General features: G+C 67.6%; 20 protein-coding genes and 1 tRNA gene. 10 read left to right on the top strand and 11 right to left on the bottom strand.

Going from position 1 to position 25,766, the window contains the following annotated elements:
• Positions 1–62: 62 nt before the first annotated feature.
• From ACMVY4_RS08415 to ACMVY4_RS08400, 4 genes are all read right to left on the bottom strand, one after another.
• Entirely contained in the window at positions 63–3,578 is a 3,516-nt protein-coding gene (locus tag ACMVY4_RS08415) for an indolepyruvate ferredoxin oxidoreductase family protein (protein ID WP_416899713.1), read from the bottom strand.
• 85 nt (positions 3,579–3,663) lie between these two features.
• Entirely contained in the window at positions 3,664–4,497 is an 834-nt protein-coding gene (locus ACMVY4_RS08410; RefSeq protein ID WP_416899712.1) for a class I SAM-dependent methyltransferase, read from the bottom strand.
• A gap of 4 nt (positions 4,498–4,501) precedes the next feature.
• Positions 4,502–5,668, bottom strand: coding sequence for an iron-containing alcohol dehydrogenase (locus tag ACMVY4_RS08405; RefSeq protein ID WP_416899711.1), 1,167 nt, complete (start codon positions 5,666–5,668; stop codon positions 4,502–4,504).
• Positions 5,669–5,675: 7 nt separating this feature from the next.
• Positions 5,676–6,482, bottom strand: a complete 807-nt coding sequence (locus ACMVY4_RS08400; RefSeq protein WP_416899710.1) for an enoyl-CoA hydratase/isomerase family protein — start codon at positions 6,480–6,482, stop codon at positions 5,676–5,678.
• 135 nt (positions 6,483–6,617) lie between these two features.
• Here ACMVY4_RS08400 and ACMVY4_RS08395 point away from each other — a divergent pair, with 135 nt between their 5' ends.
• From ACMVY4_RS08395 to phoB, 7 genes are all read left to right on the top strand, one after another.
• The gene (locus ACMVY4_RS08395) at positions 6,618–7,925 is read left to right on the top strand and encodes an ATP-binding protein (RefSeq protein WP_416899709.1); all 1,308 of its coding nucleotides are present in this window, start codon (positions 6,618–6,620) and stop codon (positions 7,923–7,925) included.
• A gap of 191 nt (positions 7,926–8,116) precedes the next feature.
• Positions 8,117–9,142, top strand: a complete 1,026-nt coding sequence (locus ACMVY4_RS08390; RefSeq protein WP_416900280.1) for a substrate-binding domain-containing protein — start codon at positions 8,117–8,119, stop codon at positions 9,140–9,142.
• Between the two features lie 123 nt (positions 9,143–9,265).
• Positions 9,266–10,645 carry a phosphate ABC transporter permease subunit PstC gene (gene pstC / locus ACMVY4_RS08385; RefSeq protein WP_416899708.1) on the top strand — a complete coding sequence of 460 codons (1,380 nt, stop codon included), beginning with the start codon at positions 9,266–9,268 and terminating at the stop codon, positions 10,643–10,645.
• A complete protein-coding gene (pstA, locus tag ACMVY4_RS08380) occupies positions 10,638–11,933 on the top strand; it encodes a phosphate ABC transporter permease PstA (RefSeq protein WP_416899707.1) in 1,296 nt (431 codons plus the stop codon). Before pstC ends, pstA begins: the two co-directional genes overlap by 8 nt.
• A gap of 33 nt (positions 11,934–11,966) precedes the next feature.
• Positions 11,967–12,770 carry a phosphate ABC transporter ATP-binding protein PstB gene (gene pstB / locus ACMVY4_RS08375; protein ID WP_416899706.1) on the top strand — a complete coding sequence of 268 codons (804 nt, stop codon included), beginning with the start codon at positions 11,967–11,969 and terminating at the stop codon, positions 12,768–12,770.
• Between the two features lie 26 nt (positions 12,771–12,796).
• Entirely contained in the window at positions 12,797–13,543 is a 747-nt protein-coding gene (phoU, locus tag ACMVY4_RS08370) for a phosphate signaling complex protein PhoU (protein WP_416899705.1), read from the top strand.
• On the top strand, positions 13,543–14,235 hold the full coding sequence (gene phoB / locus ACMVY4_RS08365; RefSeq protein ID WP_416899704.1) for a phosphate regulon transcriptional regulator PhoB: 693 nt from the start codon (positions 13,543–13,545) through the stop codon (positions 14,233–14,235). The genes phoU and phoB overlap by 1 nt, the downstream gene beginning before the upstream one ends.
• A 15-nt stretch (positions 14,236–14,250) precedes the next feature.
• Here the strand turns inward: phoB and ACMVY4_RS08360 are convergent, their stop codons facing one another.
• On the bottom strand, positions 14,251–15,123 hold the full coding sequence (locus tag ACMVY4_RS08360; RefSeq protein ID WP_416899703.1) for a metallophosphoesterase family protein: 873 nt from the start codon (positions 15,121–15,123) through the stop codon (positions 14,251–14,253).
• Positions 15,108–16,067 (bottom strand): radical SAM protein, encoded by a 960-nt coding sequence (locus tag ACMVY4_RS08355; protein ID WP_416899702.1) that lies wholly within the window; start codon positions 16,065–16,067, stop codon positions 15,108–15,110. The genes ACMVY4_RS08360 and ACMVY4_RS08355 overlap by 16 nt, the downstream gene beginning before the upstream one ends.
• A 161-nt stretch (positions 16,068–16,228) precedes the next feature.
• Here ACMVY4_RS08355 and ACMVY4_RS08350 point away from each other — a divergent pair, with 161 nt between their 5' ends.
• From ACMVY4_RS08350 to ACMVY4_RS08340, 3 genes are all read left to right on the top strand, one after another.
• Positions 16,229–17,110 (top strand): DMT family transporter, encoded by an 882-nt coding sequence (locus tag ACMVY4_RS08350; protein WP_416899701.1) that lies wholly within the window; start codon positions 16,229–16,231, stop codon positions 17,108–17,110.
• Between the two features lie 223 nt (positions 17,111–17,333).
• Positions 17,334–17,407 (top strand) — tRNA-Gly (locus tag ACMVY4_RS08345).
• A 108-nt stretch (positions 17,408–17,515) separates the two neighbouring features.
• A complete protein-coding gene (locus ACMVY4_RS08340) occupies positions 17,516–18,223 on the top strand; it encodes a tetratricopeptide repeat protein (protein WP_416899700.1) in 708 nt (235 codons plus the stop codon).
• Here the strand turns inward: ACMVY4_RS08340 and ACMVY4_RS08335 are convergent.
• The 5 genes from ACMVY4_RS08335 to addB all read right to left on the bottom strand — a co-directional run bounded on the left by ACMVY4_RS08335 (position 18,156) and on the right by addB (position 25,765).
• A complete protein-coding gene (locus ACMVY4_RS08335; protein ID WP_416899699.1) occupies positions 18,156–18,656 on the bottom strand; it encodes an O-acetyl-ADP-ribose deacetylase in 501 nt (166 codons plus the stop codon). The two genes, ACMVY4_RS08340 and ACMVY4_RS08335, sit on opposite strands and share 68 nt — an antisense overlap.
• Entirely contained in the window at positions 18,653–18,877 is a 225-nt protein-coding gene (locus ACMVY4_RS08330) for a DUF4170 domain-containing protein (RefSeq protein WP_416899698.1), read from the bottom strand. Before ACMVY4_RS08330 ends, ACMVY4_RS08335 begins: the two co-directional genes overlap by 4 nt.
• Positions 18,878–19,019: 142 nt before the next feature.
• Positions 19,020–19,340, bottom strand: coding sequence for a thioredoxin TrxA (trxA, locus tag ACMVY4_RS08325; protein WP_416899697.1), 321 nt, complete (start codon positions 19,338–19,340; stop codon positions 19,020–19,022).
• A 57-nt stretch (positions 19,341–19,397) separates the two neighbouring features.
• Positions 19,398–22,859: a double-strand break repair helicase AddA gene (addA, locus tag ACMVY4_RS08320; protein ID WP_416899696.1), complete on the bottom strand. Its 3,462-nt coding sequence runs from the start codon at positions 22,857–22,859 to the stop codon at positions 19,398–19,400.
• The gene (addB, locus tag ACMVY4_RS08315; RefSeq protein WP_416899695.1) at positions 22,856–25,765 is read right to left on the bottom strand and encodes a double-strand break repair protein AddB; all 2,910 of its coding nucleotides are present in this window, start codon (positions 25,763–25,765) and stop codon (positions 22,856–22,858) included. Before addB ends, addA begins: the two co-directional genes overlap by 4 nt.
• Position 25,766: the final 1 nt, after the last annotated feature.

The following is a 25,766-nucleotide window of genomic DNA, read 5'->3' as shown; positions in this document are numbered from 1 at the left end:
AAGCCGCTCCTGACCCCCGCACAAGGCGGGGGTGACAGCGACAGAATTCCACGAACGTCCGTCTACTCCGCCGCCTGGACCGACTGGGCCGCCTTCGCCGGATTGCGGAAGGCCGACAGCAGGTCCTGCTCGCGGCGCTTCACGGTCTCGATGTTGCGGTCCTTGATGTGACCGAAACCGCGGATCTGTTCCGGCAGCTTCGCCAGTTCCAGCGCATGGATGTAGTTCTCCGCCGAGAGCTTCTGGACGATCTCGCGCACGATCACCTCGTACTCGACGATCAGCTCACGCTCGCGCCTGCGCTCCTCGGTCCGTCCGAAGATGTCGAACTTGCCGCCGCGCAGACCCTTCATTTTCGCCAGCACACGGAACACCGGCATGATCCAGGGACCGAACTCCATCTTCTCGATCTTGCCCGTCTCCGGGTCCGGCCGCGTGATGCCCGGAGGCGCCAGGTGGAAACGCAGCTTGTAGTCGCCATCGAAGGTCTGGCGGATCTGGCGCAGGAAGTTGCCGTCCGTGTAGAGACGCGCGACCTCGTACTCGTCCTTGTAGGCCATCAGCTTGGCGTAGTTCTTCGCCACCGCCTCGGCGAGGCCGGTGAAGCCGCCGCCGCGCGACTGCTCGGCCTTCTGGACCTCGCGGACCAGATCCTCGTAGTGATCGGCATAGGCCTTGTTCTGGTACTTCGTCAGCAGCTCGCGGCGATGCTCGATGATGTCCTCGATATCGGTGAGCGGCTTGTGGAAGGGCAGAACCTGCGCCGCCGGCGCCGCCGCCTTCTCGACCCGGTCGATGTCGTAGGCGGCCATGCGGCCCCAGTTGAAGCTTTCCTTGTTCATGGCGACGGCGACGCCGTTCAGCTCGATGGCGCGCATCAGCGCTTCCTCGCCGACCGGCAGCTGGCCGCGCTGGAACGCGAGGCCCAGCATGAAAAGGTTGGTGGCGATGCTGTCACCCATCAGCGCGGTGGCCAGCCGGGTCGCATCGACGAACTCGGTCTGGTTGCCGCCGGCCGCTTCCTTGATGGCGTCCTGCATGGCGCTCGGACCGTATTTCAGGTCCGGGTTCAGCGTGAAGGCCGCCGTCGGCGCCAGGTGGCTGTTGACAATGGCGCGGGTGCCGCCGTTCTCCATGGTGCCCAGGGCCTTGTCGGAGGCCGCCACGACCATGTCGCAGCCCAGCACCAGATTGGCCCCGCCGGTCGCGATCTGGACCGCCTTGATGTCCTCGGGCCGCTTCGCGATGCGGATGCTGCTCATCACGGCGCCGTTCTTCTGCGCCAGGCCGGTGTAGTCGAGGACGGTCGCGCCCTTGCCTTCCAGATGCGCGGCCATGCCGAGCAGCGCGCCGACGGTCAGAACGCCGGTGCCGCCGATGCCGGTCACCAGAATGCCGAACGGATCGTCCTCGACCGACGCCGTCTCGGGCGCCGGCAGGTCGGCGAAGATGTCACCGCTGCTCTTCTTCTTCGCCGCGGTCGCCGCCTTGGGCTTGCGCAGATCGCCGCCATGGATGGTCACGAAGCTGGGGCAGAAGCCGTTGACGCAGCTGAAGTCCTTGTTGCAGCTCGACTGGTTGATCTTGCGCTTGCGGCCGAGCTCGGTCTCGTGCGGCTCCACCGAGACGCAATTCGATTTCACCGAACAGTCGCCGCAGCCTTCGCAGACATCGGTGTTGATGAAGGCGCGCTTCGCCGGATCCGGGAAGGTGCCGCGCTTGCGGCGGCGACGCTTCTCGGCGGCGCAGGTCTGGTCATAGATCATCGCCGTGCAGCCGGGCGTGTCGCGCAGCATCTTCTGCACTTCGTCCAGTTCCGAGCGGTGGAAGACGTCGGTGCCGCTCGGGAAAGAGCCGGCCGGATACTTGTCCGGCTCGTCGGTCACGACCACCAGCTTGGTGACGCCCTCGGCCTTCACCTGATCGGCGATCTGCATCGGGGTCAGCTGACCGTCATGGCGCTGGCCGCCGGTCATAGCGACCGCGTCGTTGAACAGGATCTTGTAAGTGATGTTCACACCGGCCGAGACCGAGGCGCGGATCGCCAGCAGGCCGGAGTGGAAATAGGTGCCGTCGCCCAGATTGGCGAAGATGTGCTTGTCCTCGGTGAAGGGCGCCTGGCCGATCCAGGGCGTCCCCTCGCCGCCCATCTGGGTGTAGGTCGAGGTTTCGCGGTTCATCCACACCGACATGAAGTGACAGCCGATGCCGGCCGTGGCGCGGCTGCCTTCGGGCACGCGGGTCGAGGTGTTGTGCGGGCAGCCCGAGCAGAAATACGGCGTCCGCTCCAGCTTCTGCTCGCCGCCCTTGTCCTGGGTCACGACCTCGACGACGCGCTGCTTGCGCTTGAAGAACTCCACATGGTCCTCGATTTCCGGCGAGGTGAAGAAGGGCTTCAGGCGATCGGCGATGTGGAGCGCGATCTCTGACGGCTTCAGTTCGCCGTGACTCGGGAACATCCAGTTGCGGTTTTCGTCGAACTTGCCGACGACGCGCGGGCGCACATCCTCGCGCCAGTTGTAGAGCTGCTCCTTGAGCTGGTTCTCCATCAGGGCGCGCTTCTCTTCGATGACGATGACCTCTTCCAGGCCTTCGGCGAAGTGGCGGGCGCCCTCCGGCTCCAGCGGCCAGGGCATGCCGACCTTGTAGACGCGCAGGCCGATCTCGGAGGCGACCTCGTCGGTGATGCCGAGATCCTCCAGCGCCTGCATCACGTCCAGATAGGACTTGCCGGTGGTCATGATGCCGATGCGGGGCTTCGGGCTGTCGATCACCGTCTTGTCGATGCCGTTGGCGCGGGCGAAGGCGAGCGCCGCGTAGACCTTGTTGCGGTGCAGGCGGCGTTCTTCCTCGAAGCGGTCGTCGGGCCAGCGGATCGAAAGGCCGCCCGGCGGCATCTCGAAATCCGGCTCCTTGATCTGCACCCGGTGCGGATCGATGTACACGCTGGCCGCGCTCTCCACAGTCTCGGACACGCACTTGAAGCCCACGGCGACGCTGGCATAGCGGCTCATGGCCCAGCCCAGCAGGCCGAAGTCCAGGTACTCCTGCACATTCGCCGGATTCAGCACCGGAATCATAGCCGACGCGAAGACATGCTCGGACTGGTGCAGCAGGGTGGAGGACACGCCGCCATGGTCGTCGCCGGCCAGAAGCAGCACGCCGCCATGCTTCGACATGCCGGCCGAGTTCATGTGCTTGAGCACGTCGAGCGAGCGGTCGACGCCCGGCCCCTTGGCGTACCAGATGGCGAAGACGCCGTCATACTTGGCCGTCGGGTAGAGGTTGGTCTGCTGCGATCCCCAGACCGCGGTCGCCGCCAGATCCTCGTTCACGCCGGACTGGAAATGGATGTGGTTCTTCTTCAGGAACTTGTCGGCCTGCCAGAGCTGCTGGTCGTAGGTGCCAAGCGGTGAGCCGCGGTAGCCGGAGATGAAACAGCCGGTATTGAGACCGGCGGCAACGTCGCGCTGTCGCTGCATCATGGGCAGGCGGATCAGCGCCTGCGTGCCGGTGATGAAGACACGCCCTTCTTCCAGCTCGTACTTGTCGTCGAGCGTTACCTCGGCAAGGCTCATCAGGAACTCCCCATGCGATACGGATGCATCATTGGAAGGTACTTACGACCTCCCGCAAAGTCAATAATTGGTCAGAATTACTGACCTATATGACGGGACGCTCCAGAACCATCCGGATTCCGCCCAGCCGGCCCTGCTGCACGAGTCCCACGAAAAATGCATAGGGATCCATGTAGCGCCTGTGCGCGTCCGCCCCGTGCACCTTCTCGGTCGCCGCCTCCATGCGCCGGTACATCTCCAGACGCTCGGTCAGGATCGCCTTCCAGTCATCCGAGAGGTCGTCGGACCGGACAATGGCGAACCCGGCCGCCGACGCCATCGTCCGGTACTCGTCCGCGCTCTGAAGGCTGACCATCTGCATGCCGTCCTCGGCCAGATGCCTGCGTTCGTCGTCCGACAGCCCGCCGGCGGCGATCACGTCGGTAAAGACGAATCGGCCGCCCGGCTTCAGGGCATGGAACACGCCATCCAGAACGCGCCGCTTGTCGGGGATGTGCAGCAGCGCTTCCTGGCTGACGGCGGCGTCCAGAGAGCCCTCGCCAAGCGGCAATGCCTGTGCGTCGCAGCGGACCATGGCCACGCGCTCCGCCATGCCGACCATGTCGTTGAGCCGGGCCGCGCCGCTGCAACGGCTCCAGTTGTAGTCCAGCCCGATCACCAGCCGCGTCCGCCGGGTCTCCGCGATCAGCCGCGCCGGGCCGCCCATCCCGGCGCAGACATCGGCGACGACGTCGCCCTCGCCGATCCCCGCCGCGTCGGCCAGCTGGTGCACGACCTCGACGCCGCCATAGTGATCCTGGTCGTGGGGCCGAAGATCCCCTGGCCGCAGCCGGCCCGTGTCCTTCCCCTCGGCGCGGACGGTATCGAGAATCTGCGCCGCGTTGATGGGATGCCGGTCGTAGAGGTCGATCTCGCCCATGCCGCTACCAGGCCATCTCGAGGATTTCGCGGACCTGCTCCGGCCGGTCGATCGGCCGGGGATTGGTGCGGACCCACAGGTTCTGCATCGCGCCCGCGACGATGTCATCGACCTGATCGCGCTTCACATCCATCGACGACAGGGACGACGGCTGGTCCAGCGATGTCACCAGACCGGCGACCGCGGCGGACGCATCACCGTCGCTGCGGCCCATGGCCTCGGCGATCCACTGCTGGCGCGCTTCGGTGTGGCTGCGGTTGTAGCGCAGCACCGGCGCCAGCATGACGCAGGAGGTGTGGCCATGGCTCATGCCGGTCACGGCGCCGAGGCTGTGGCCGATGCCGTGGCTGGCGCCGTACTGCACCCTGAGAATGCCCGATCCGGACAGCCATGCCGCCTGCTGGCAGGCCAGCCGCGCCTCAAGATCGGACGGGTTCCGCTTGGTCGCCGGCAGCGCTTCGGAAAAGAGGCGCAGCGCCTGCAGGCTGCAACCGTCCACCATCGGCGACGGTTCGACGGCGCAGATGCCCTCGGCCGCATGATCGACGCCCCGGATGCCGGTCGAGAGCCAGAGCCAGTCCGGCGTGTGCAGCGTCGCTTCCGGGTCCAGGATCACAGTCGCCGGATTGATGCCGCGGGCGGTGTAGCCGTGCTTGATCTTGCGTTCGGTATCCGTGCAGCCGCCCAGATTGGAAAATTCCGCCGCGGACAGCGTGGTCGGCACGGCGATGTGCGGGATGGGCGGCGGCGGGACGTCGGGAACGAAGCGGCTGCCGTCCTCCAGCACCCGCATGTGGCACGCGTCCATGTCGCCGATCTCGCGGACATTCATCGCGAGACAGACCAGCAGCACCTTCACCGCGTCGATCGGTGTGCCGCCGCCGACCGACACGATCAGGTCCGGCTCCGCCGCGCGCACCGCCGCCAGCGCCGCCATAACCGAGGTTCGCGGCGTGTGCTCCGCGATCTCGTCGAAGACGCCCGCAAGGCGATCGCCGAGCTTCGCCTCGATCCTCCCGATGACGTCTGTCTTTCGATTGAGCGTCCGGCTCGACACAACGAACACCCGCCGCGCACCGCGCCGTTCCATCTCGTCGGCGACAGCGTCCGCTGCCGGCCGCCCCCAGATCACCCGGTCCTGGGGGAGGAACTCGTGCGCATAGGCCTGCATGTCGGGGTCAGCCTTTCCGGTCGGTGAGCTTCAGATCTCCGCGGTTGTAGGCGCCCAGATTGTTCACCGCCTCGTCCTGGACAAGCAGATCCAGGAACAGCGTGCGCTCCAGCGCCAATGCGTCGCGGTCGCCGGGCTCGTTCGCCGCACGGGCGATCCGCTTGATGTGCTGAACGGGAAGGGGCGCATGGGCGGCGATACGCTGCGCCACATCCATGGCATGGGCGACCACGTCACCTTCGATGACGTCATTGACCAGGCCGAGCCTGTGCGCGTCGGCCGGCCCGAAGGCCTCGCCCAGCAGACAGAGTTCCATCGCCTTAGCCGCGCCGATCATCTTCGCCGTCCGGACAACGCCGCCGGCGCCCGGCAGGATCCCGAGCGCGATCTCGATCTGGCCCATGCGGTAGTCGCCGGCCTTCGCGAATCTGAGATCGCAGGCGAGCGCGAATTCCAGCCCGCCGCCCATGCAGTTGCCGTTGATGGCGGCGATGTGCGGCTTCGGGCTGGCGGCGATGCGGCCGAAGACGGTGTCGATATTCCGCTCCGGCAGCAGCTTGTCCGCGGAGAACTGCATGCCCTTGGCGCGCATCCCGTCGGCCATGTCCGACAGGACGTTGGTGTCGAAATGATAGATGAAGGTCGCCGGATCGGCGCCTGTGTAGACAGCGGCGCGGATGCTGTCGTCGCGGTCGATCTCCAGCGTCAGCGCCTCCAGATCGTCCAGCGTGCCGCCGTCCATGTAGCCCTTCGGCGGATTGTCGAACCTGACCAGAAGAACAGGGCCGTCGCGTTCGGTCTTAAGCTGCTTCATCAGAAACACCCCCCACTGCCGTGAATCTGGCATGATTTTGCAACATTCAGAAGGCACACATACCCGAATCGGCTGAAACGGTGCCCGCGCGCACAAGATAACTGATATGCGAGCCGTGAAGGGGAGACGTCCGGAGTGGCTGAGACGATGAACTGGAACCGGAATGCCGGGGAGCAGCCGATCCTGCCTTATCCGGGCCGGTTTGCCGGATATCTTCTGCTGCTCAGTCTGCCGCTGGGCGCCATTCTCGGCGGCTTCGCGGCCAATACGGACGTATCACCTTCGACGGCGCTGATCTGCTGGCTGGGCCTCAGCGGTCTGTTCGCCATCGTGTTGCGGCAGTTGCTGTCGCACCAGTGGCGGGTGCGCAACGAGTCGGTCCGCGAGGTGCGGGAAACCGCCGACGCCCGCGCCGCCGCCGACGACGCCGCCCTCAGGGCCGTCCTCGACGGTCTGCAGATGCCGGTCATGCTGTTCGACGAGGACCGGCGCATCCGCTTCCTCAACCTGTCATCGCGCGATCTGCTCGGGCCCGCATCGCCGGGGAAGGATTTCGCCACCGCGATCCGCAATCCCGAGATCCTGGCCGCCATTGCCCGGGTCATCCGCAGCGGTTCCGGCGAGACCGTCGAGTTCCGCATCCGCCATCCGGTCAACCGGCTGCTGCGCGCCCGCATCGAAAGCCTGCCTGCGCCACCATCGGGGCCGCGCACCTTCATCGTCATGCTGGACGACATGACCGACACCGAGCGGCTGCGCGAGGTGCGATCGGACTTCGTGGCCGATGTCAGCCATGAACTCCGCACGCCGCTGGCCTCTGTCCTCAGCATCGTCGAGACCCTGAACGGCGCCGCTCGCAACGACCCGGAGGCCCAGAAGCGCTTCCTCGCCATCCTGGACGAGCAGGCCCGGCGCATGGCCCGTATCGTCGACGATCTGCTCTCGCTCAGCCGGATCGAGATGAACGAGCACCGCCCGCCATCCGGCATCGCCGATCTGCGCGATGTCATCAGCGGCGTGGTCGATTCGGGCCGGCTGATCGCGCAGGAAAGGGAGGTTCAGATCGAGGTCGACATCCCCGACCCGATCCTGGTCGCCGGCGACGCGCACGAACTTTCCCGCCTGTTCCAGAACCTGGTCGACAACGCGGTCAAGTATGGCGACCCGGGCAGCACGGTCCGCGTGAAGGGGCTGGCGCGCGACAATGCCGCCCTTGTATCTGTGGCCGACTGCGGCGGCGGCATCCCCAGGGAGCACATTCCGCGGCTGACCGAACGGTTCTACCGGGTCGACAAGGGACGCAGCCGCGCCGCGGGCGGGACCGGGCTCGGTCTGGCCATCGTCAAGCATGTCGTGAACCGCCACCGCGGCCGGCTCAGGATCGAGTTGGTCGAGGGCGAAGGCTCGACCTTCACCGTCGAGCTTCCACTCGCCCCGGGCTGACGCACCGCGCTCGGACGAGCGAGTCGATTCCGCCCGCCGGCGGGTATCACGCCCACACGCCAGATTCCCTGCCGCACCTGCTAACAGGCTGGAATCCAAAGCCCCGAAACTGTCGCACCGGACTGTAATAATCCTGTCATGCTCGGCCTATACGGGTCGCCCTGCCTTTCTGAGCAAGGAGAAAGAAAGTGATCAGGAAAGTTCTACTGACGGCTGGCGTCGCGGTGGCCTTTGCAGGCGCTGCGGAAGCCCGCGACCGCATCAGCATTGTCGGCTCTTCGACCGTGTTCCCTTACACCCAGGCTGTGGCGGAAGAGTTCGCCAACAAGACCGGCAACGCGGCTCCGGTCGTGGAATCGACCGGCACCGGCGGCGGCATGAAGATCTTCTGCGGCGGCATCGGCGAAGGCCATCCGGACATCACCGGCGCCTCGCGCGCCATGAAGAAGTCCGAGTGGGAGAACTGCCAGGCGAATGGCGTGGACAGCGTCTCCGAAGCCCTGATCGGCTTCGACGGCATCGCGCTGGCTCACTCCCGCAAGGGTCCCGACATGGATGTGTCCAAGGCCCAGCTGTTCCTCGCCCTGGCCGCCAAGGTTCCGGTCGACGGCAAGATCGTCGACAATCCGTACACCACCTGGAACCAGATCAACGCCAAGCTGCCGAGCACCCCGATCACGGTGTACGGCCCGCCCCCGACCTCCGGCACCCGTGACGCCTGGGTCGAGCTGGTGATGGAAGAAGGCTGCGGCGAGTTCGAGGCCGTCAAGGCCCTGTCCAAGGACGAGCACAAGTCGGTCTGCGAGCGCATGCGCACGGACGGCCCGTTCATCGAGGCCGGCGAGAACGACAACCTGATCGTGCAGCGTCTGGACGCTGACCCGAACGCCTACGGCATCTTCGGCTTCTCGTTCCTCTACGAGAACCAGGACAAGCTGATGGGCGCCAAGGTCGGCGGCGTCGCCCCGAGCTTCGAGACCATCGAATCGGGCGACTACGGTGTGTCGCGTCCGCTGTTCTTCTACGTGAAGAACGCCCACCGCGGCGTCATTCCGGGCCTGAACGAGTTCATCGAAGAGTACATGAGCGACGCCGCCCTGAGCTCCGGCGGCTACCTCAACGAGCGTGGCCTGGTTCCGCTGAACGACACCCGTCGCAGCGAGCTGCAGGACGCCATCCTGAACGGCAAGCAGTTCACCCGCTACGCGGGTTCCTGACCCGTTCGACCGTTGCAGGAAGGGGGCTCCGGCCCCCTTCCTCGCGCGGCCTTCACATTGCCGGCCTCAATTCGTTAGAACCGGACGTCGCCAGAGCCGGAATTCGTTTGAAAGATTGTCGCCATGTTTGACTATGCCTTCGGTCTGATCGTCATCATCGCGGTAGTTGGTTATTTTCTCGGGCGCTCCCGCGCCATCGCTGTCAGCCCCGACGGCGGACTGAGCCTCCACTCCCTGCCGTCCTACTACGGTGCCTACGTCGCGCTCTGGGTCGGCATTCCGGCCTTTCTCCTCGTGATCATCTGGCTCGCGGCGCAGGGCCCTGTGATCGACCAGCTGCTGCTGGCTTCGATGCCCGACGACTTCATGGCCGGCAAGGGCCAGGGCGAGATCGATCTCATCGTCAGCGAGGTCAAGTCGGTCGCTGACGGGCGCATTTTCGGTGAACCGAGCCCTGAAATTCTCGCGGCGGCGGAGCGGTTCAAGGGCTGGCACGACATCGCCGACATGGCGATGGTCGCGCTCGCCATCGTCTGCACCATCCTGGCCCTTGTGGTGACCCGGTCGCAGATCGCCACGCATTTCCGCGCCCGCCAGGGCGTCGAGAAGATCCTCTCCTGGCTGATGATTGTCTGCTCGGTGATCGCCATCCTGACCACGCTCGGCATCATCTTCTCGCTGCTGTTCGAGAGCTTCCGCTTCTTCGCACGGGTGCCCTTCTACGAGTTCCTCTTCGGTCTGAACTGGGAGCCGCAGATCCCGATCCGGGAGGACCAGGTCGCCGCGACGGGCGCGTTCGGCGCCATCCCGGTTTTCCTGGGCACCATCCTGATCGCCTTCATCGCCATGATGGTGGCCGGCCCGGTCGGCCTGCTGAGCGCGATCTACCTGGCCGAATACGCCAGTCCGCGCTTCCGCGGGGCCGTGAAGCCGATCCTCGAGATCCTCGCGGGCATCCCGACGGTGGTCTACGGCTTCTTCGCCGTGCTGACGGTCGCTCCGGCGCTCCGGGACCTCGGCACCACGCTGGGGCTCGATATCGCACCGAACAGCGCCCTGGTGGCCGGTGCCGTCATGGGCATCATGATCATCCCCTTCATCTCGTCGCTGTCGGACGACGCCTTCGCGGCCGTCCCGCGGGCGCTCCGCGAAGGCTCCTACGGCCTCGGCGCGACACAGGCGGAGACCATCGTCTCCGTGCTCATCCCGGCGGCGCTGCCCGGCATCGTCGGCGGCTTCCTGCTCGCGGTGAGCCGGGCCATCGGCGAAACCATGATCGTGGTCATGGCCGCCGGCCTGATCGCCAAGATGACGGTCAATCCGTTCGAGGCCGTGACGACCGTGACCGTGCAGATCGTGACGCTGCTGATCGGCGACACCGAGTTCGACAGTCCCAAGACCCTCGCCGCATTCGCGCTGGGCCTGGTGCTCTTCGTGGCCACCCTGATCCTGAATGTGATCGCGCTCAGGATCGTCCGGAAATACCGAGAGAAATATGAGTAATCAGACCTTGGAAGCGAAAGCACGCGACGTGACGAGCACAGCCGACGAGGAACGCCGCCGGGTGAAGCGGCGTCACGCCGCCAACCGCCGGATGCAGATCTACGGGCTGTCGGCGATCGGCTTCGCCGTGACGCTTCTCGGCATCCTGGTCGGGTCGCTCGTCTGGTCCGGCTCGCCGGCCTTCGTCCAGACGCATATCCGGTTCGAGGTCTTTGTCGATCCGTCGAAGGTCAACCAGGACGACCTGTACCGCAGCAACTGGCGCAGCATCGCCCAGGACGGCTTCCTCGCCACCCTGCCCGAGATCCCGAATCCGCGCGACCGCCGCGCGGCCGCCGGCATCCTGAGTTCCGGCGCACCCTATGTGCTGCGCGACATGATCATCTCGGATCCCGACCTGATCGGGCAGACCTTCGAGGTGTCGCTGCCGGCGTCCGACCCCATCGACCAGTTCAACAAGGGCGTGGTGACCCGGGACGTGCCCGAGGACCAGCGCATCGTGTCGAACCAGGTCATCGAGTGGTACGACATTCTCGACGCCGACGACCGCCTCTCGACCCCGTTCAACTGGCGCCTGATCACCCAGGCCGACAGCCGCTTCCCGGAACTCGCCGGCCTCTCCGGCGCCATCGTCGGTTCGTTCTACGCTCTGATGGTCTGCTTCCTGATCTCCTTCCCGGTCGGCATCGCCTCGGCGGTCTACCTCGAGGAGTTCGCGCCGAAGAACAGGTTCACCGACCTGATCGAGGTGAACATCAACAACCTCGCCGCGGTGCCCTCGGTGGTCTTCGGCCTGCTCGGCCTCGCGGTGTTCCTGCAGTTCTTCGGCCTGCCGCGATCCGCGCCGCTGGTCGGCGGCATGGTGCTCTCGCTGATGACGCTGCCGACCATCATCATCGCCACCCGGTCAGCGCTGAAGGCGGTGCCGCCCTCGATCCGCGAAGCCGCCTTCGGCGTCGGCGCCTCGCGCCATCAGGTCGTCATGCACCATGTCATTCCGCTGGCCATGCCGGGCGCCCTGACCGGCACGATCATCGGTCTGGCGCAGGCGCTCGGCGAGACCGCGCCGCTGCTGCTGATCGGCATGAACGCCTTCATCACCTCCGACCCGGGCGGCATGCTGGACCCGGCGACGGCGCTTCCGACCCAGATCTTCATCTGGGCCGACAGCCCCGAACGCGGCTTCGTCGCCAGGACGTCGGCCGCCATCGTGGTGCTGATCGGTTTCCTGATCATCATGAACCTGATCGCGGTGGTCCTGCGTCAGCGCTTCCAACGCAAATGGTAACCGAGGGGTACCGAGATGAACGAGGCAGCACCCATGACCGATGAGAGCCCGCACACCGCTCCGGCATCGTCCGGCAGCGCCCGGGTCGCCCTTTCGGCCAGCGACGTGAATGTCTTCTACGGCGAGAAGCAGGCGCTGTTCGAAGTGGATCTCGACATCAACGAGAACGAGGTGACCGCGCTGATCGGCCCGTCCGGTTGCGGCAAGTCCACCTTCCTGCGCTGCATCAACCGGATGAACGATGTCATCGAGGGCTGCCGGGTCGAGGGCAGAATCGAGCTCGACGGCACCGACATCTACGGTCGTGAGATCGACGTGGTGCAGTTGCGCGCCCGTATCGGCATGGTGTTCCAGAAGCCGAACCCGTTCCCGAAATCGATCTTCGACAATGTCGCCTATGGCCCCCGCATCCACGGGATGACACGCAACAGGTCGGAACTCGAGAGCCTGGTCGAGGACTCGCTGAAGCGCGCCGGTCTCTGGTCGGAGGTCTCCGACCGTCTGAACGAGCCCGGCACCGGTCTCTCGGGCGGCCAGCAGCAGCGTCTCTGCATCGCCCGCGCCATTGCCGTCCGGCCGGAAGTGATCCTGATGGACGAGCCCTGCTCGGCCCTCGACCCGATCGCCACCGCCCGCATCGAGGAACTGATCGACGACCTGCGCGAGAACTACACGATCGTCATCGTCACCCATTCGATGCAGCAGGCCGCGCGCGTCTCCCAGCGGACCGCCTTCTTCCACCTCGGCAACCTGGTCGAGGTCGGCGCTACGGACCAGATCTTCACGGCGCCGAAGGACAAGCGGACCGAGGACTACATCACGGGTCGCTTCGGCTGACCCCCAGCATTCTGGAGGCCATCGCAATGGCAAGCGAAGTCAACGCCAAGCCGCATACGGTCACCGCGTATGAGGAAGAGCTCGGCAAGCTCAACAACACCATTCTGGAGCTCGGCGGGCTGGTCGAGGTCCAGATTCAGGAGGCGATGCGCGCCATTTCCCGGCGCGACAGCGAGGCCGCGGAGTCCGTGATCCGGATGGATTCGCGCATCGACGACCTGGAAGAGAGCATCAACGAGATGGCCGTCCGCCTGCTGGCGCTGCGGCAGCCGATGGCCGGCGACCTGCGCACCATCGTCTCGGCGATCAAGATCGCGGGCGATCTGGAACGCGCCGGCGACTACGCCAAGAACATCTCGAAGCGGACGCTGGTGATCAACCAGTCGCCGCCGATCAGCTCGATCCGGGCCGTGCCGCGGATGGCCGACCTGGTCCAGACCATGCTGAACGACGTGCTGACCGCCTACAGCGACGTCGATCCGCACAAGGCCCATCAGGTCTGGGAAGCCGATCAGGAAGTCGACGAGCTCTACAACTCGCTGTTCCGCGAGCTGCTCACCTATATGATGGAAGATCCCCGCAACATCACGGCGGCGACGCATCTGCTGTTCGTGGCGAAGAACCTGGAGCGGATGGGCGACCTGGTGACCAACATCGCCGAGCGCATCTATTTCACCTCGACCGGCGACCAGATCGAGGAAGACCGTCCGAAGAAGGACAATACCAGCGTCACCGACGCGGAGGGCGAGACCGTGGAGAACGAGGTCCTCTGATGAAGCCTTTCGTGCTGATCGCCGAGGACGAGGAAAGCCTCGTCGAGCTCCTGTCCTACAATCTCCGCGCCGAGGGCTTCCGGGTCGATCACGTGCTCGACGGTGGCGAGGTCATGGGCCGGCTGGACGAGGAGCTTCCGGATCTTCTGCTGCTCGACTGGATGCTGCCCAACCTGTCCGGCATCGAGATCTGCCGCCAGATCCGCCGCAAGAGCGAGCTGCGAAACCTGCCGGTGGTGATGCTCACCGCCCGCGGCGCCGAGGACGACCGGATCCGCGGCCTGGACGCCGGGGCGGACGACTATGTGCCGAAGCCCTTCTCCACCAACGAGCTGATGGCGCGGGTGCGCGCCGTTCTGCGGCGGACGCGGCCGATCCTTGCCGAGCAGCGCATCGTGCGCGGCGTCGTCGAGCTTGACCTCGACACCCACAAGGTCACCCGCAACGGCACGTCCATACATCTCGGGCCGACCGAGTTCCGCCTGCTGCAGCATTTCATGGAGCACGCCGGCCGCGTGCAGTCCCGCACGCAGTTGCTGGATGCGGTCTGGGGCCGGGATTCGGAAGTCGAGGAACGCACTGTCGACGTGCACATCCGCCGGCTGCGCAAGGCCATGAACGTGGGCAACGCACCCGATATCATCCGCACCGTGCGCTCGGCCGGCTACGCCTTCGAGGCGCCCGCGGCCTGAAGCCCCGCCTGGCGCTCAGGCGGCGTGGCGCATTCCCGCCGGTATCGTGAAGGTCTCCAGCGCCAGCGCCGCACCGCGGCGCGCCTGCATTGCGGACGGCATCACATCCATGTTCGGCCAGAACCCGCTGCCGAGCGCGAGCCGGTAACCGTCGGGCAACCCGGCGGCGGACATTGCGGCAGCCGCTGCGGCGTGGTCGTAGTCAAGCCGGTGGAACCGGACCTCAACCCCCTTCTCCGACGGGCTCAGCACGACGAAGGCGGTATCGGTTCGCCCGTCATTGAAGGGCATGCCCACCACACCGGCATTGATCCACCACCGGCCGCCAGCTGCGTGTGCGAAGGGGACGCCGCTGTGGCCCGCCAGCACGACATCGGCCTCCGTGCGTGCAAGTTCGGCGGCGACGGCTTCCGTGTCGGTCTCGAAGACGAACCGGTTGACGGCGCTGAAGCCGCCATGGATCGCGGTGAAGGAACGACCGGCCATGCGGAAGCGGATCTCGGCCGGGCAGGCCGCCATGAAGGCGCGGTGAGCCGGCGTCAGCCCGGCATTGGCATGGGCCACCCAGTCGCGCGAGGCGAGATCGCAGGCGCTGCCTTCCTCGAAGCCGCACCCGCAGCCCTCGGCTTCGGCCCCGAAGCTCTCCTCGCAATTGCCCAGGACGACATGGCCGCCCTGCGCCATCACCAGATCCGACACCGCCGCGGCGTCAGCGCAATAGGCCACGATATCGCCGGTGTGGATGCGCCGTACGGGCGGAATGCCGAGCCGGTCGGCAGCGTCCAGAAGCGCCTGTGTTGCCTGCAGATTGCTGTAGGTGCCGCCATAGACCAGCACGGGCTCGTCGACCGCGCCCAGGTCGAGCACGCCGTTCACGCCTTGCTGCACGAGCCGCCGCCCAGCACGCAGAACTTGGCGCAATGGGGATGGTTCAGCTTCACCGCCCCACTGGCCTCGGCCAGGGTCTCGCCCATCTGCAGCCGTTCGTCATAGGGCAGCAGCGTGCAGGGCGCGACGACGGCCCGCGCCTCGCCCTTGCGGTGCACCACCATGCGGCTGGTCGCGCACATCATCGCTTCCGGCGAGACATCCAGGATGCCCCAGCAGGCGGTGGTGATCTCGGGCACGTCGGCGCCCATGTCCATCTCGGGAAACAGGACCAGCCGCTCCGGATCGGCGGTGTCCAGGGCGATGTCCCGCCCCGTCAGCATGCGCCGGAAGCCGTCCCGGAGCCGGGCCTCGGTTTCCGACCAGAAGGTCCTGCCGGCCACCGACAGGTGGAAGCCGTTGGCCGCCAGCCAGTCCAGGCCCGGCAGCATGCGGCGGAAGGCGCGCTCGCCCCGCTCCAGATCGTGCAGCCGCGGGGAATAGTGATCGATCGAGACCCGGATGCGCAGCCGCTCGCCATGCGCCGCCTTCAGCGCCAGCAGCTCGTCGGCGCATTTCATCATCGGCCGCATGGCGTTGGTCAGCACCAGAACCTGATAGCCGCGGTCCAGAGCCGAGCCGAGCATCGTCATGAATTCCGGGTTCATGAACGGCTCCCCGCCCGTGAAGCCGATCTCGTGGGCGTCGAAATCCGCATCCAGTTCGTCGAGAAACCGGTCGGCCTCGGCGGCACTCAGATAGATCAGTGCGTCATTGGTCGGGCTGCTCTCGATATAGCAGTTCACGCAGGCGAGGTTGCAGAGCGTGCCGGTGTTGAACCAGAGCGTCCTGAGCGCGGTCAGCTCGACCGCGGCGCGCTGCGAGCCGTCGGCGGTCACATCGGGGTCCCGGAACTTGGCGGGGTCGAGGCCTGTCCGTTCCGTCCTGGTCGTTGCGTCGGGCATGGGCCTCCTTCCGGTCCGGAGCGAATCGGCCGCTTCGGCAAGAAATGTTACAGGCGGCAAGTTGGGCGGGGGTCTGCGGGCTGTCAACGAACGCCGCTCTTGTCTCACGCAGGGGTGAAACAACGCTATCGCCGCCGTGATAGCTCGGATATGAGGCGCGGATGACCGTTCCCGCCCTCGACACCCGGCCGCGCACCGCCATCTTCCTGATGCTCGCCTCCAGCGCGCTGATCGCCGTGACCACGCTGCTGGCCAAGGCGCTGGGGCTGGGCGCGGCCGCCGGCGAGGCCGGCCTGCACCCGCTGCAGGTCAGCGCCGGACGCTTCTTCTTCGCCTTCCTCGCCATCTCCACCGCCAGCCTGGTTCTGAAGCCCGGACTGAAGAGCGACAACTGGGCGCTGCATGTCGGGCGCTCGCTTTCGGGCTGGGTCGGGGTCAGCTGCATGTTCGCCGCCGCCGCGCGGATGCCGCTCGCCGACGCCACCGCCATCAGCTTCCTGAGCCCGGTCGTCACCATGCTGCTGGCGGTCGTACTGTTGCAGGAGCGTGTGGGCGTCCGCCGCTGGGGCGCCGTCGCCCTCGCCCTGATCGGCGCGCTGGTCCTGATCCGGCCCGGCACCGAGTCCTTCCGGCCCGCGGCGCTGATCGCGCTTGGTGCGGCGCTCGCCATGGGTCTGGAAGCGATCCTGATCAAGCGCCTCAGCGACCGCGAGCCTGTCGCGCGGATCCTGCTGATCAACAACGGCATCGGCGCGACCGTGGCCTGCACGGCGGCAATGTTCGTCTGGTCGTGGCCGACGCCGTCGCAGTGGGGGATGCTGGCGGTGCTCGGCCTGACGATGCTCTGCGCGCAGGTCTGCTTCGTCAACGCGATGCGCCGCGGCGAGGCCAGCTACGTCATCCCCGCCTTCTATTCGACGCTGATCTTCGCGACGCTCTACGACTTCGTCGTATTCGGCGACGCCCCCGCCTGGATCGCCGTCGCCGGCGCCGCCATGATCGTCGCCGGCGTGCTCTCGCTTCTGCGGGCGGAGAGGCACTGAGGGGACTCGGGAACGCACGGGCTCCACCACACCGGCGCCATCCCGGGCCTGACCCGGGATCCGGGGTGGCGTTTCAGCTGCAAGGTCTGGCCGGATCGACCGCCTTTCCGGACCCCGGCTCGGGGGCCGGGGTGACGGTGTAGTAAAGGGCGGTCGTCCGGCGCTCGGCCGTCGCCTGAAACGCTTGTCAGCCGGGGCGTCCGGGCATAAGACTGAAGCCAGCGCGGGTATGATGTAATGGTAGCCTGTCAGCTTCCCAAGCTGAACGCGCGGGTTCGATTCCCGCTACCCGCTCCAGCCTCATCCCCTCCCGCAATGCCTGCTGCCGCGAGAACGCGAACTCCGCTATGATTGGTGTGACCCGCCGATCAGGCGGCACGGTCCGGGCAGGAGAGACCGAAGGCGATGCGGGTTCTGGCGGCAGTGTTCTGCTTCATCCTGATCGCGGACGTGGCGCGCGCCAATGACATGCAATCGGCACGCACGGCGCTTGGCAATGGCGACTTCGAAACGGCGATTTACTATCTCACCGAGGCGATACGGACCGGCGACACGGACGGGCTGAGCGTCGGCGAGATCTACTACGAGCGCGGCCTGGCGAAGGGCCGGCTGGGGCGCAATGACGAGGCGCTGGCCGACTACCGGCAAGCGGTGCAGAGCGGCTTCCGTCAGGCGGGCGTGTTCTCGTCGATCTGCTACACGCTGAGTGACCGGCTGGACCGCCAGGACGAGGCGCTGCCCAACTGCAACGAGGCCCTGCGCATCGACCCCTATCATGCGCCGACCTACGGCATCCGCGCGCTGGTCTGGTGGAAACGGGACAACATCACCGAGGCGGAGAAGGATTTCGACCACGCCATCTCGCTGGACCCGAGCAACTGGGGCAACCGCTACAACCGGGGCAACATGTACCACAGCCTCGGCCGGCACCGAGCGTGCAGCGCAGGATTACCGCGCCTTCCGCGACCTGGCGCCGGACTGGGCCCTGAAACTGAAGGCGGGCCGGCTGCGGGAATACGGCATCATCGACTGACGCCGCAGACCGTCAGGCGTCCGTGCCGACGATCCTGCGGTAGAGCGCGGCGGTCGCTTCGTCGAAACAGCAGAAGATGACCCGGGCCGGCCGGTCATCGATACCGCGCACGGTGGCGACGGCGATCCCGGCAGCTTCGTCGGACGGATAGCCGTAGACGCCGGTCGAGATGGCGGGGAAGGCGATGCTGCCGAGGCCGTGTACCGCGGCGAGTTCAAGGCTGTTGCGGTAGCAGGCGGCGAGAAGGTCCGGTTCGCCCGCATGACCGCCGCGCCAGACAGGGCCGACGGTGTGGATGACATGGCGGGCCGTCAGGCGGTAGCCCCTCGTGATCCGCGCCTCGCCCGTCGGGCAGCCGCCCAGCGTGCGGCATTCGGTCAGCAGATCCGGTCCGGCTGCGCGGTGAATGGCGCCATCCACGCCGCCGCCGCCCAGAAGGCTCTCATTGGCGGCGTTGACGATGGCCTCGACGTCGAGGCGGGTGATGTCGCCGGTGACGGTCTCGAGCGTCACTTGTCCTCTTCGGGATTCATCAGCTTGTGCAGCGGGGCGATGAAGTAGCGGATATAGGCGTCGTCGACATTGGACTGGCTGCGACCGCGCCAGGCCTTCATCGCGGCGTCGTAGCTGCTGTAGACGCCGACCAGATCGGTCCGGCTGGGGTCCGCCAGCACGTTCTGGCGCGGATCGACCAGCGCTCCGCCGAAGACCAGGTAGAGATCCTGATTGCTCATTCCGCTGTTCCCTCTGTTGGCTCCCCGGGCGCGGTCTAGGCCGGAAGCCGTCCCGCGCGGAATGGGGCATTTCGCCCCGTCGAAACGAAAGGGGCGCCGCCGGATACCGGCGACGCCCCCGAATTCGGCTTGTCCGGTCCGGTCAGCTGTTCGAGTTGATCCAGGCCTGGATCTGGGACTTCGGAACCGCACCGACCTTGGTCGCGACGACCTGGCCGTCCTTGAACAGCATCAGCGTCGGGATACCGCGCACGCCATACTTCGTCGGCGTGGACGGGTTCTCGTCGATGTTGATCTTCGCGACCGTCAGCTTGCCGTCCATCTCCTTGGCGATCTCGTCCAGCGCCGGAGCGATCTGGCGGCAGGGGCCGCACCATTCGGCCCAGTAATCGACCACGACGGGTCCGTTGGCGCCCAGAACGTCACTCTGGAAACTGTCGTCGGTGACCTTGACAGTCGTCATCTTCTTGCTCCTTTCGCGCGCCGGAGGCGACGCATGAATCCTCTCCGGTGATCGAATTTAGGTAGCGGGTTTTGTCAGGTCAAGCGAGGCCAGCGCCGCGTCCAGCGCATCCCCCGGCAGCACCATCAGGCGTGTTTCCCAGGTCCAGACCAGCGCCGAAATCACCGTCTTGCCGGGGTGGATCTGGCGCAGCACCTCGCGGTAGAGCGCCATCTGCCTGAGATAGACAGGCGCAACGCCGGCCACATCCGCCGGCGGCGGGCGGTTGGTCTTGTAGTCGACGATCCAGACGGACTCCGCGGTCACGGCCAGCCGGTCGACCTGCCCGGACACGACCGCCGTGCCGACCAGCCCCGCGATGGCCGCCTCGGCCCGGCTGCCGGGTGCGAAGGCAGGGGCTATGTCCGGCGCCTCGATCACGGCCAGGGCTTCCTCCAGCAGTTCGGCGCGGAGCGGTTCATCCAGATCGCGTGCGCGCCGCGCCAGCAGGACCAGACCGGTTTCCCGCCGCGCCGCCGGTTCCAGGCCCGGCAGCACTTCCAGCAGGGTATGGATCAGCACGCCCCGGCGGCGGCCGTCGAGACCCGGCGCGCCGCCCGCGAGCGGGCTGGCCACGGCCGGCTCGGCGGCGTCGGTGCGCGACGGCGCCAGTGGCCGCGGGGGCGCAGGCTCGTCGGGCGGCGGTGCGGTCAGCCAGTCCGGCAGCCCGGCCACCAACGCTGCTTCGCTGCCTTCGCCACTGTCCGGCGGCGGCGGTGCGCCCAGCCGAAGGACACCCTCCGCGTCCCGTTCGCCGATCGGTTCCAGCGCTGTCTCGACCAGCCGGTACCAGCCCAGATCGGAGGGCTTCACCCTGTCGCTGTTGTAGAAGCCGCAGACATAGAGCCGGTCCTTTGCGCGGGTCATGGCGACGTAGAGCAGACGGTTGTATTCCGCCAGCATCGCCGCCTCGTCGGCCTCGGCCTGCTGCGCCAGCCGGTCCGGCGAGGCCTGCTTCGACAGGCCGATGGCCGGCAGCGCCGGTCCGTCGAGAGACGGCAATCTGCGGATGCCGCCCGAGGACGGCCGCGGCGGGCGGGCGGTGTCGGGCAGGATCACCACAGGCGCCTCCAGCCCCTTGGCGCCATGCACGGTCATGATGCGGACGGCATCCCGCGTCTGCTCCATGTCGCGCTTGATCTCGGCTTCCGAGCGCCGCATCCGGAACAGGAAGCCCTGCAGCGAGGGCGGGTGGTCGCGCTCGTCGGCCAGCGCCGCATTGAGGAACTCGTCCAGCGGATCGATCTGATCCGCGCCCAGCCGGGCGTAGAGCCGCCGCCGGCCGCCGCGGGCGCTGAGCAGGTCGCTGTATAAGGCGAAGGGCGTGACCTGATCGGCAGCCGCCATCAGTTCGGTCAGCTCGTCCACCGCCGCGCGCCATGCCGGGCGCTCGTCGGCCCGGTCGCGCAGCGCGCGCCACAGCCTGACGCCGCTGTCCCGGCCATGGGCGAGTTCGAACAGGTCGTCGTCGGTGAGATTGTAGAACGGCGATTTCAGCACCGCCGCCAGCGTCAGGTCGTCCTCCGGCAGCAGCAGGAACTCGCCCAGCGCCATCAGGTCCAGCACCGCGATCTGGCTCGCCAGCTTCATGCGGTCGGAACCGGCGACCGGCACACGGATCTCCGGCGCCTTCAGGGCGCGGGCGATCTCCTCCACCAGCGCGTCGCGGCGGCGGACCAGGATCATGATGTCGCCCGGCTTGATGCGGCGCGGCTTGCCATCGTCGCCATCGACCGTCTCGCCCCTGTCGATCAGGCCGCGGATGTGTCGCGCGATCCGCTGCGCCAGCCGCCGCCGGGGACTGGCCGCGCCTTCGGTGTCCATCGGCGCGCGCCAGCGGTCTGGCTCCTCCAGCGTGACCGGCTCTTCCATCGGCCAGATCTCGACCAGACCCCGCGCCTGCTCGCGGCGGGCCTCGTGAGCGACAGCCGTGCCGGATGCGGTCAGTCCTGCGCCCGCCGGCCCGGCGAAGACCGCGTCCACGGCCTGCAGGATCGCCGGGGCGGAGCGGAAAGACAGTTCCAGCCGCAGATCGCGGAACCCGCTGCCGATGTCGCCGGCCTGCCCGCGGAAATGCTGCCGCATGCGGTCGAAGCCCTCCGGGTCGGCACCCTGAAAGCTGTAGATCGACTGCTTCTCGTCGCCCACGGCGAAGACGGTCCTGAGTTTCTCGCGCGCGCCCTCGCCGGCAAAGAACTCGCCGCTGAGCAGTTCGGCGATGCGCCACTGTTCGGGACTGGTGTCCTGCGCCTCGTCGATCAGGATGTGATCGACGCCCTGATCCAGCTTGTAGTGAACCCAGGCCGCGCTTGATTCCAGCAGTTCCAGCGTGGTCTCGATCTGATCGTCGAAGTCGAGCAGCGACAGCCGCCTCTTGGCCGCCCTGTAGTCACGCAGCAGAACCTCGGAGACCGTCAGCAGATCGGCTGTCCGGTCGCAGAGCGATGCCGCCCGCATCCGGTCGGCCAGTTCGACGACCCGCTCCTGCTCCGCCTCGACGACGGCCATGCCGCCTGGATCGGCCTTCTCGGCGCCCTTGCCGTAGATGGTGGTGGGCTTCAGTGGTCCGCCGTCCTGTTTCAGGAACAGCCGCATGTAGTCGTCCAGCGATTCGAGACGCCCCGCGTCGTCGGACATCAGCCAGGCGTCGATGCCGTCGGCCTTCTCCAGCGCCGTCTTGTTGCCCGCCTCGCGCAGCGCCCGGACCACGCGGCGGAGACCGACTTCGTCCCAGGCGCCGAAGGCGGCGCCCTCCTCCCTGACGCGGTCCAGCGTGGCGTCCGGTGATAGTCCGAAATGCCCGCGCAGGGCCACGGTCGTCCCCTGCACGCCGCCATGGTTCTCCAGCGCCGTCCTGATCAGCCGGCGGCTCATGATCGTGCGCGCCAGAAGTTCGTCGAAACTCGCATCCGCCATCTCGTCGAGCAGCCGGTCGATTGCCGCGGCCACTTCCGGCGGCACCTGCGCACCGGCAATGAGGCGGCGCTTGATGTCGTCCAGCAGTTCCGCCGCCGCCGCGTCGTCCATGACGCCGAATTCCGGCGACAGCCCGGCCTCGATCGGAAAACGGCCCAGAACGGATTCGGCGAAGGCGTGGATGGTCTGGATCTTCAGCCCGCCCGGCGTCTCCAGCGCGCGGGCGAAGAGCCGCCGCGCGGCGTCGAGCGGATAGGCCCCGCCGGTTTCCGCGCCGGCCAGTTCGACCAGATGTCCGCGCAGTTCCTCATCGGACGATGTGGCCCAGCCGCTCAGGCGTTCGAACAGGCGGTTCGACATCTCTGCCGCTGCCGCCTTGGTGAAGGTGATCGAGAGGATCTGCGCCGGTTCCGCGCCGGCCAGCATCAGCCGGATCACACGATCGGTCAGCACCCGCGTCTTGCCGGAACCCGCATTGGCGCTGACCCAGGCGGAGCTGTCGGGCGCGGCGGCGTCGCGCTGCGCACCGATGGTCTTCTCGAAGGGCGTCGGCTCGCGGCTCACGTCTCGCCCTCCTCGCCGCCGGCCACCGACCATTCGGCGACGCGCGCCAGATGGTCGTAGTCGCCACTCAAATCCCTGGCGAACTGGACATGCGGCCGCGACAGGTAGGGACGCTCCGCCTCGGCATAGTCGGCCAGCAGGGTGGCGACGCCGTCCCGCGTTTCGGCGATCAGGGCACCCAGATCGTCGGTCTTCACCGGTTTCCACTCGCCGCCGTCCTTCGACCCGTGCACCCTGATATGGACCAGCTCGTCGATCTCCACCGGCACGTCGTCGCCGAAGCCGCCGGTCGCCGCGATGAAGGCGGTCAGCGGCAGCTGCACGGCAAAGCCCGCATCGATCTGGCTTCGGGTCGGAAGCTGCCCGGTCTTGTAGTCCGCGATGGTGACCGTCCCCTTCGCGAGCACATCCAGCCGGTCGGCCTTCGCCGTCAGCGTGAAGTCCGGCAGGCCCGGCAAGCCCTTCACCAGACCCTTCGCCTCGACCAGCCGTTTCGCCACCCTGTCCGGCCGTTCGGCCTCGGTCCGGAGCAGCCACTGGCCGGCGGCGCGGAAGCGGCGCATCCAGAGCGCCCGCCACGAGGGCGGCAGGCCTTCCCGGTCGAACACCTGCTCGCCGATCTTTTCCAGCGCCGGCATCAGGTCCGGCGACCAGTCGCCGGTGTGGATTTTCGCCAGTTCCTCGAAGGCGGCATGCAGGATGTTGCCGCGGTGGCGCGGGCCCGGTTCCTCGTCCAGCGGATCGAGCGCGCGGAGACCGAGGATGCGCCGGGCGAAGATCGCGTAGGGATCGCGGATCAGCGTTTCCACCGCTGTCACCGGCAGCTCGACCGGGCGCGCCGAGGCCGGTGGACGAGGCGTGGGCGGGTTCACGGGCTGCACCGTGTCCGTGCGGTCCAGCCGGCCGGCCCAGTCCAGCGGCGCCTTGTCCCGGACAAGTTCGAGGCCCGCCCCCTTGGCGACCGATTCCAGCCGCAGCAGCCAGCGCGACGGAACCGTCGGCGACCCGTCCGCCTTGGCGCTGCGGGTCAGGATCACGTTGGGCGCCGCGGCAAGCTGCAGGAAGTCGTGCGCCTGAAGACCGGTCCGGCGCTCGGGCGACGGCAGACCGAAATCGGCGCGCATCGGGCGGCTCATCCAGGGATCGTTGCCGGCCGCCGCCGGCCAGACGCCCTCGTTCAGGCCGCCCAGCACGACCAGATCGAAACTCTGCAGGCGCGCTTCCAGCGGTCCCAGGATCTGCAGCCGGGGGTGCAGGCCGAAACGCGGGCGGACCGTCGCGCCACCCACCAGCCTGTCGAAACTGGCGGCGTACTCGGCCGCTGTCACCGCAGGCGAATGGCCAGAGGCGCCGAGAACCGCGGATATGGCGCCGGCGGCAGCCTCCCCATCATCGCCGCGCCAGAGCCGGGTAGCGCTGTCTGCCTCATCCGTCGAAGCCAGCCATTCGCAGAACCCGGCATGGGCGCGGACGAGAGAGCCCAGATCGCCATCGGCGGATCGGAAGGCGCGGGCATGGGCGGCAAGCTCGCCGAGCCACGGCCCCGCGTCGTCTGCAGCGCGTTCGGCCAGTTCCTCCAGTTCATCATAGTGGCGGATGCCGCGCAGATGTCGCCGTTCCAACCGCCGGACCTGACGCCGGAAATCCGGCGCAGCGAGCCCGACCGCGGCCAGCGGATGCTTCAGCAAGGCCAGCAGGTCCGCGGGCGCGAAGCCGTCCGACAGCGCCACCGCCGCCAGTTGCAGGAACCCGCCCGCGCGCGTCAGTCGCAGTGGGGCTCCTGCCGAGTCGTCCAGCCGGACGCCGTAGCGGGCCATCTCGGCGGCGACGCGGCGGGCCAGATTGCGGTCGGGCGTCACCAGCGCCGCCGTCCGGCCAGGCGACTCGAGCACCTCGCGCAGGCGCACGGAAATCGCTGCTGCTTCTTCCCGCAGGCCCGGCGCGACGATCACGCTCAGACCGTCGAGCGCCGCCTTGTCAAACCGTTTCAGATCACCCCAGCGCTCGGTCGTGGAAGCTGGACGCAGCGCCTCGGTCAGCAGCGCCTGCCGCGGCGGGATGCCGCCCTCGCCCAGATCGGCGACTTCGGACGGATCGACGCCCAGCCGGCGCAGCAGGGTCAGCATGCCGTGCTGGGGATGCACCGGCTCGGCGAGCGCCGCCTCCCGGTCGCGTTCGTCCAGGGCGCGGTCGAAACCCGGCAGAACAACCGCGCCCTTCGGCATCGCCAGCACCGCCTGCATCAGATCGGCCGTGGCGGGGATGCTGCCCGTCGAACCCGCGATCCAGACCGGCGTCTCCGGCGGGGTCTCGCGCCAGTGCGCGGCAAGCCGCGCGGCCAGCATGTCGCGGCGCGCGGCGGCGTCGACTGCGCCGAGATCGTTCAGGATGGTGGGCCAGGCGCCGGTCACGATCTGCAGGAAGTCGATGGTCTCCTGCCAGTGGATCTGGAAACGCTCCGGCGCCAGGTCCTTCAGCCGGACGAAGTCGAGCCGTTCGGTCAGCACCTCGTCCAGCATGTCGCCCAGCGACTGCGCCAGGCCAAAGGCCGTCGCCGCATCGGATTCCGGGTCACGCTTCAGGACCAGCTGCGCCAGCAGCATGCGCCGTGTCACCGGGTCCACGGCGGGCGGCAGCTCCGCCTCGGCGGCGCGGTCCGGCGAGAGCATCGCCGGTTCGTCATCGTCGATATCGCCGAGCGGCTGGATCGCGGGGAGCAGCAGCGCCTGCCCCTCGCCCGCCCGCAGGAACGCCTGCGAGAGCGACCGCACCGCCCGGCGCGTCGGCACCAGCACCAGCGCGTCCGCCAGGCTGCCGTCGCCGCCGGCGCCGTGACGCGCCAGCATCTCGCGCGCGAGCAGATCGACGAAGGGCCGGCCGGCGGGAATGGTCGCGACCCGGCCCACC

Source organism: Minwuia sp. (assembly GCF_048007105.1).
In the GTDB taxonomy this organism is placed as follows: Bacteria; Pseudomonadota; Alphaproteobacteria; order Minwuiales; family Minwuiaceae; genus Minwuia.
This window is presented reverse-complemented; position numbering and strand designations above follow the sequence as displayed.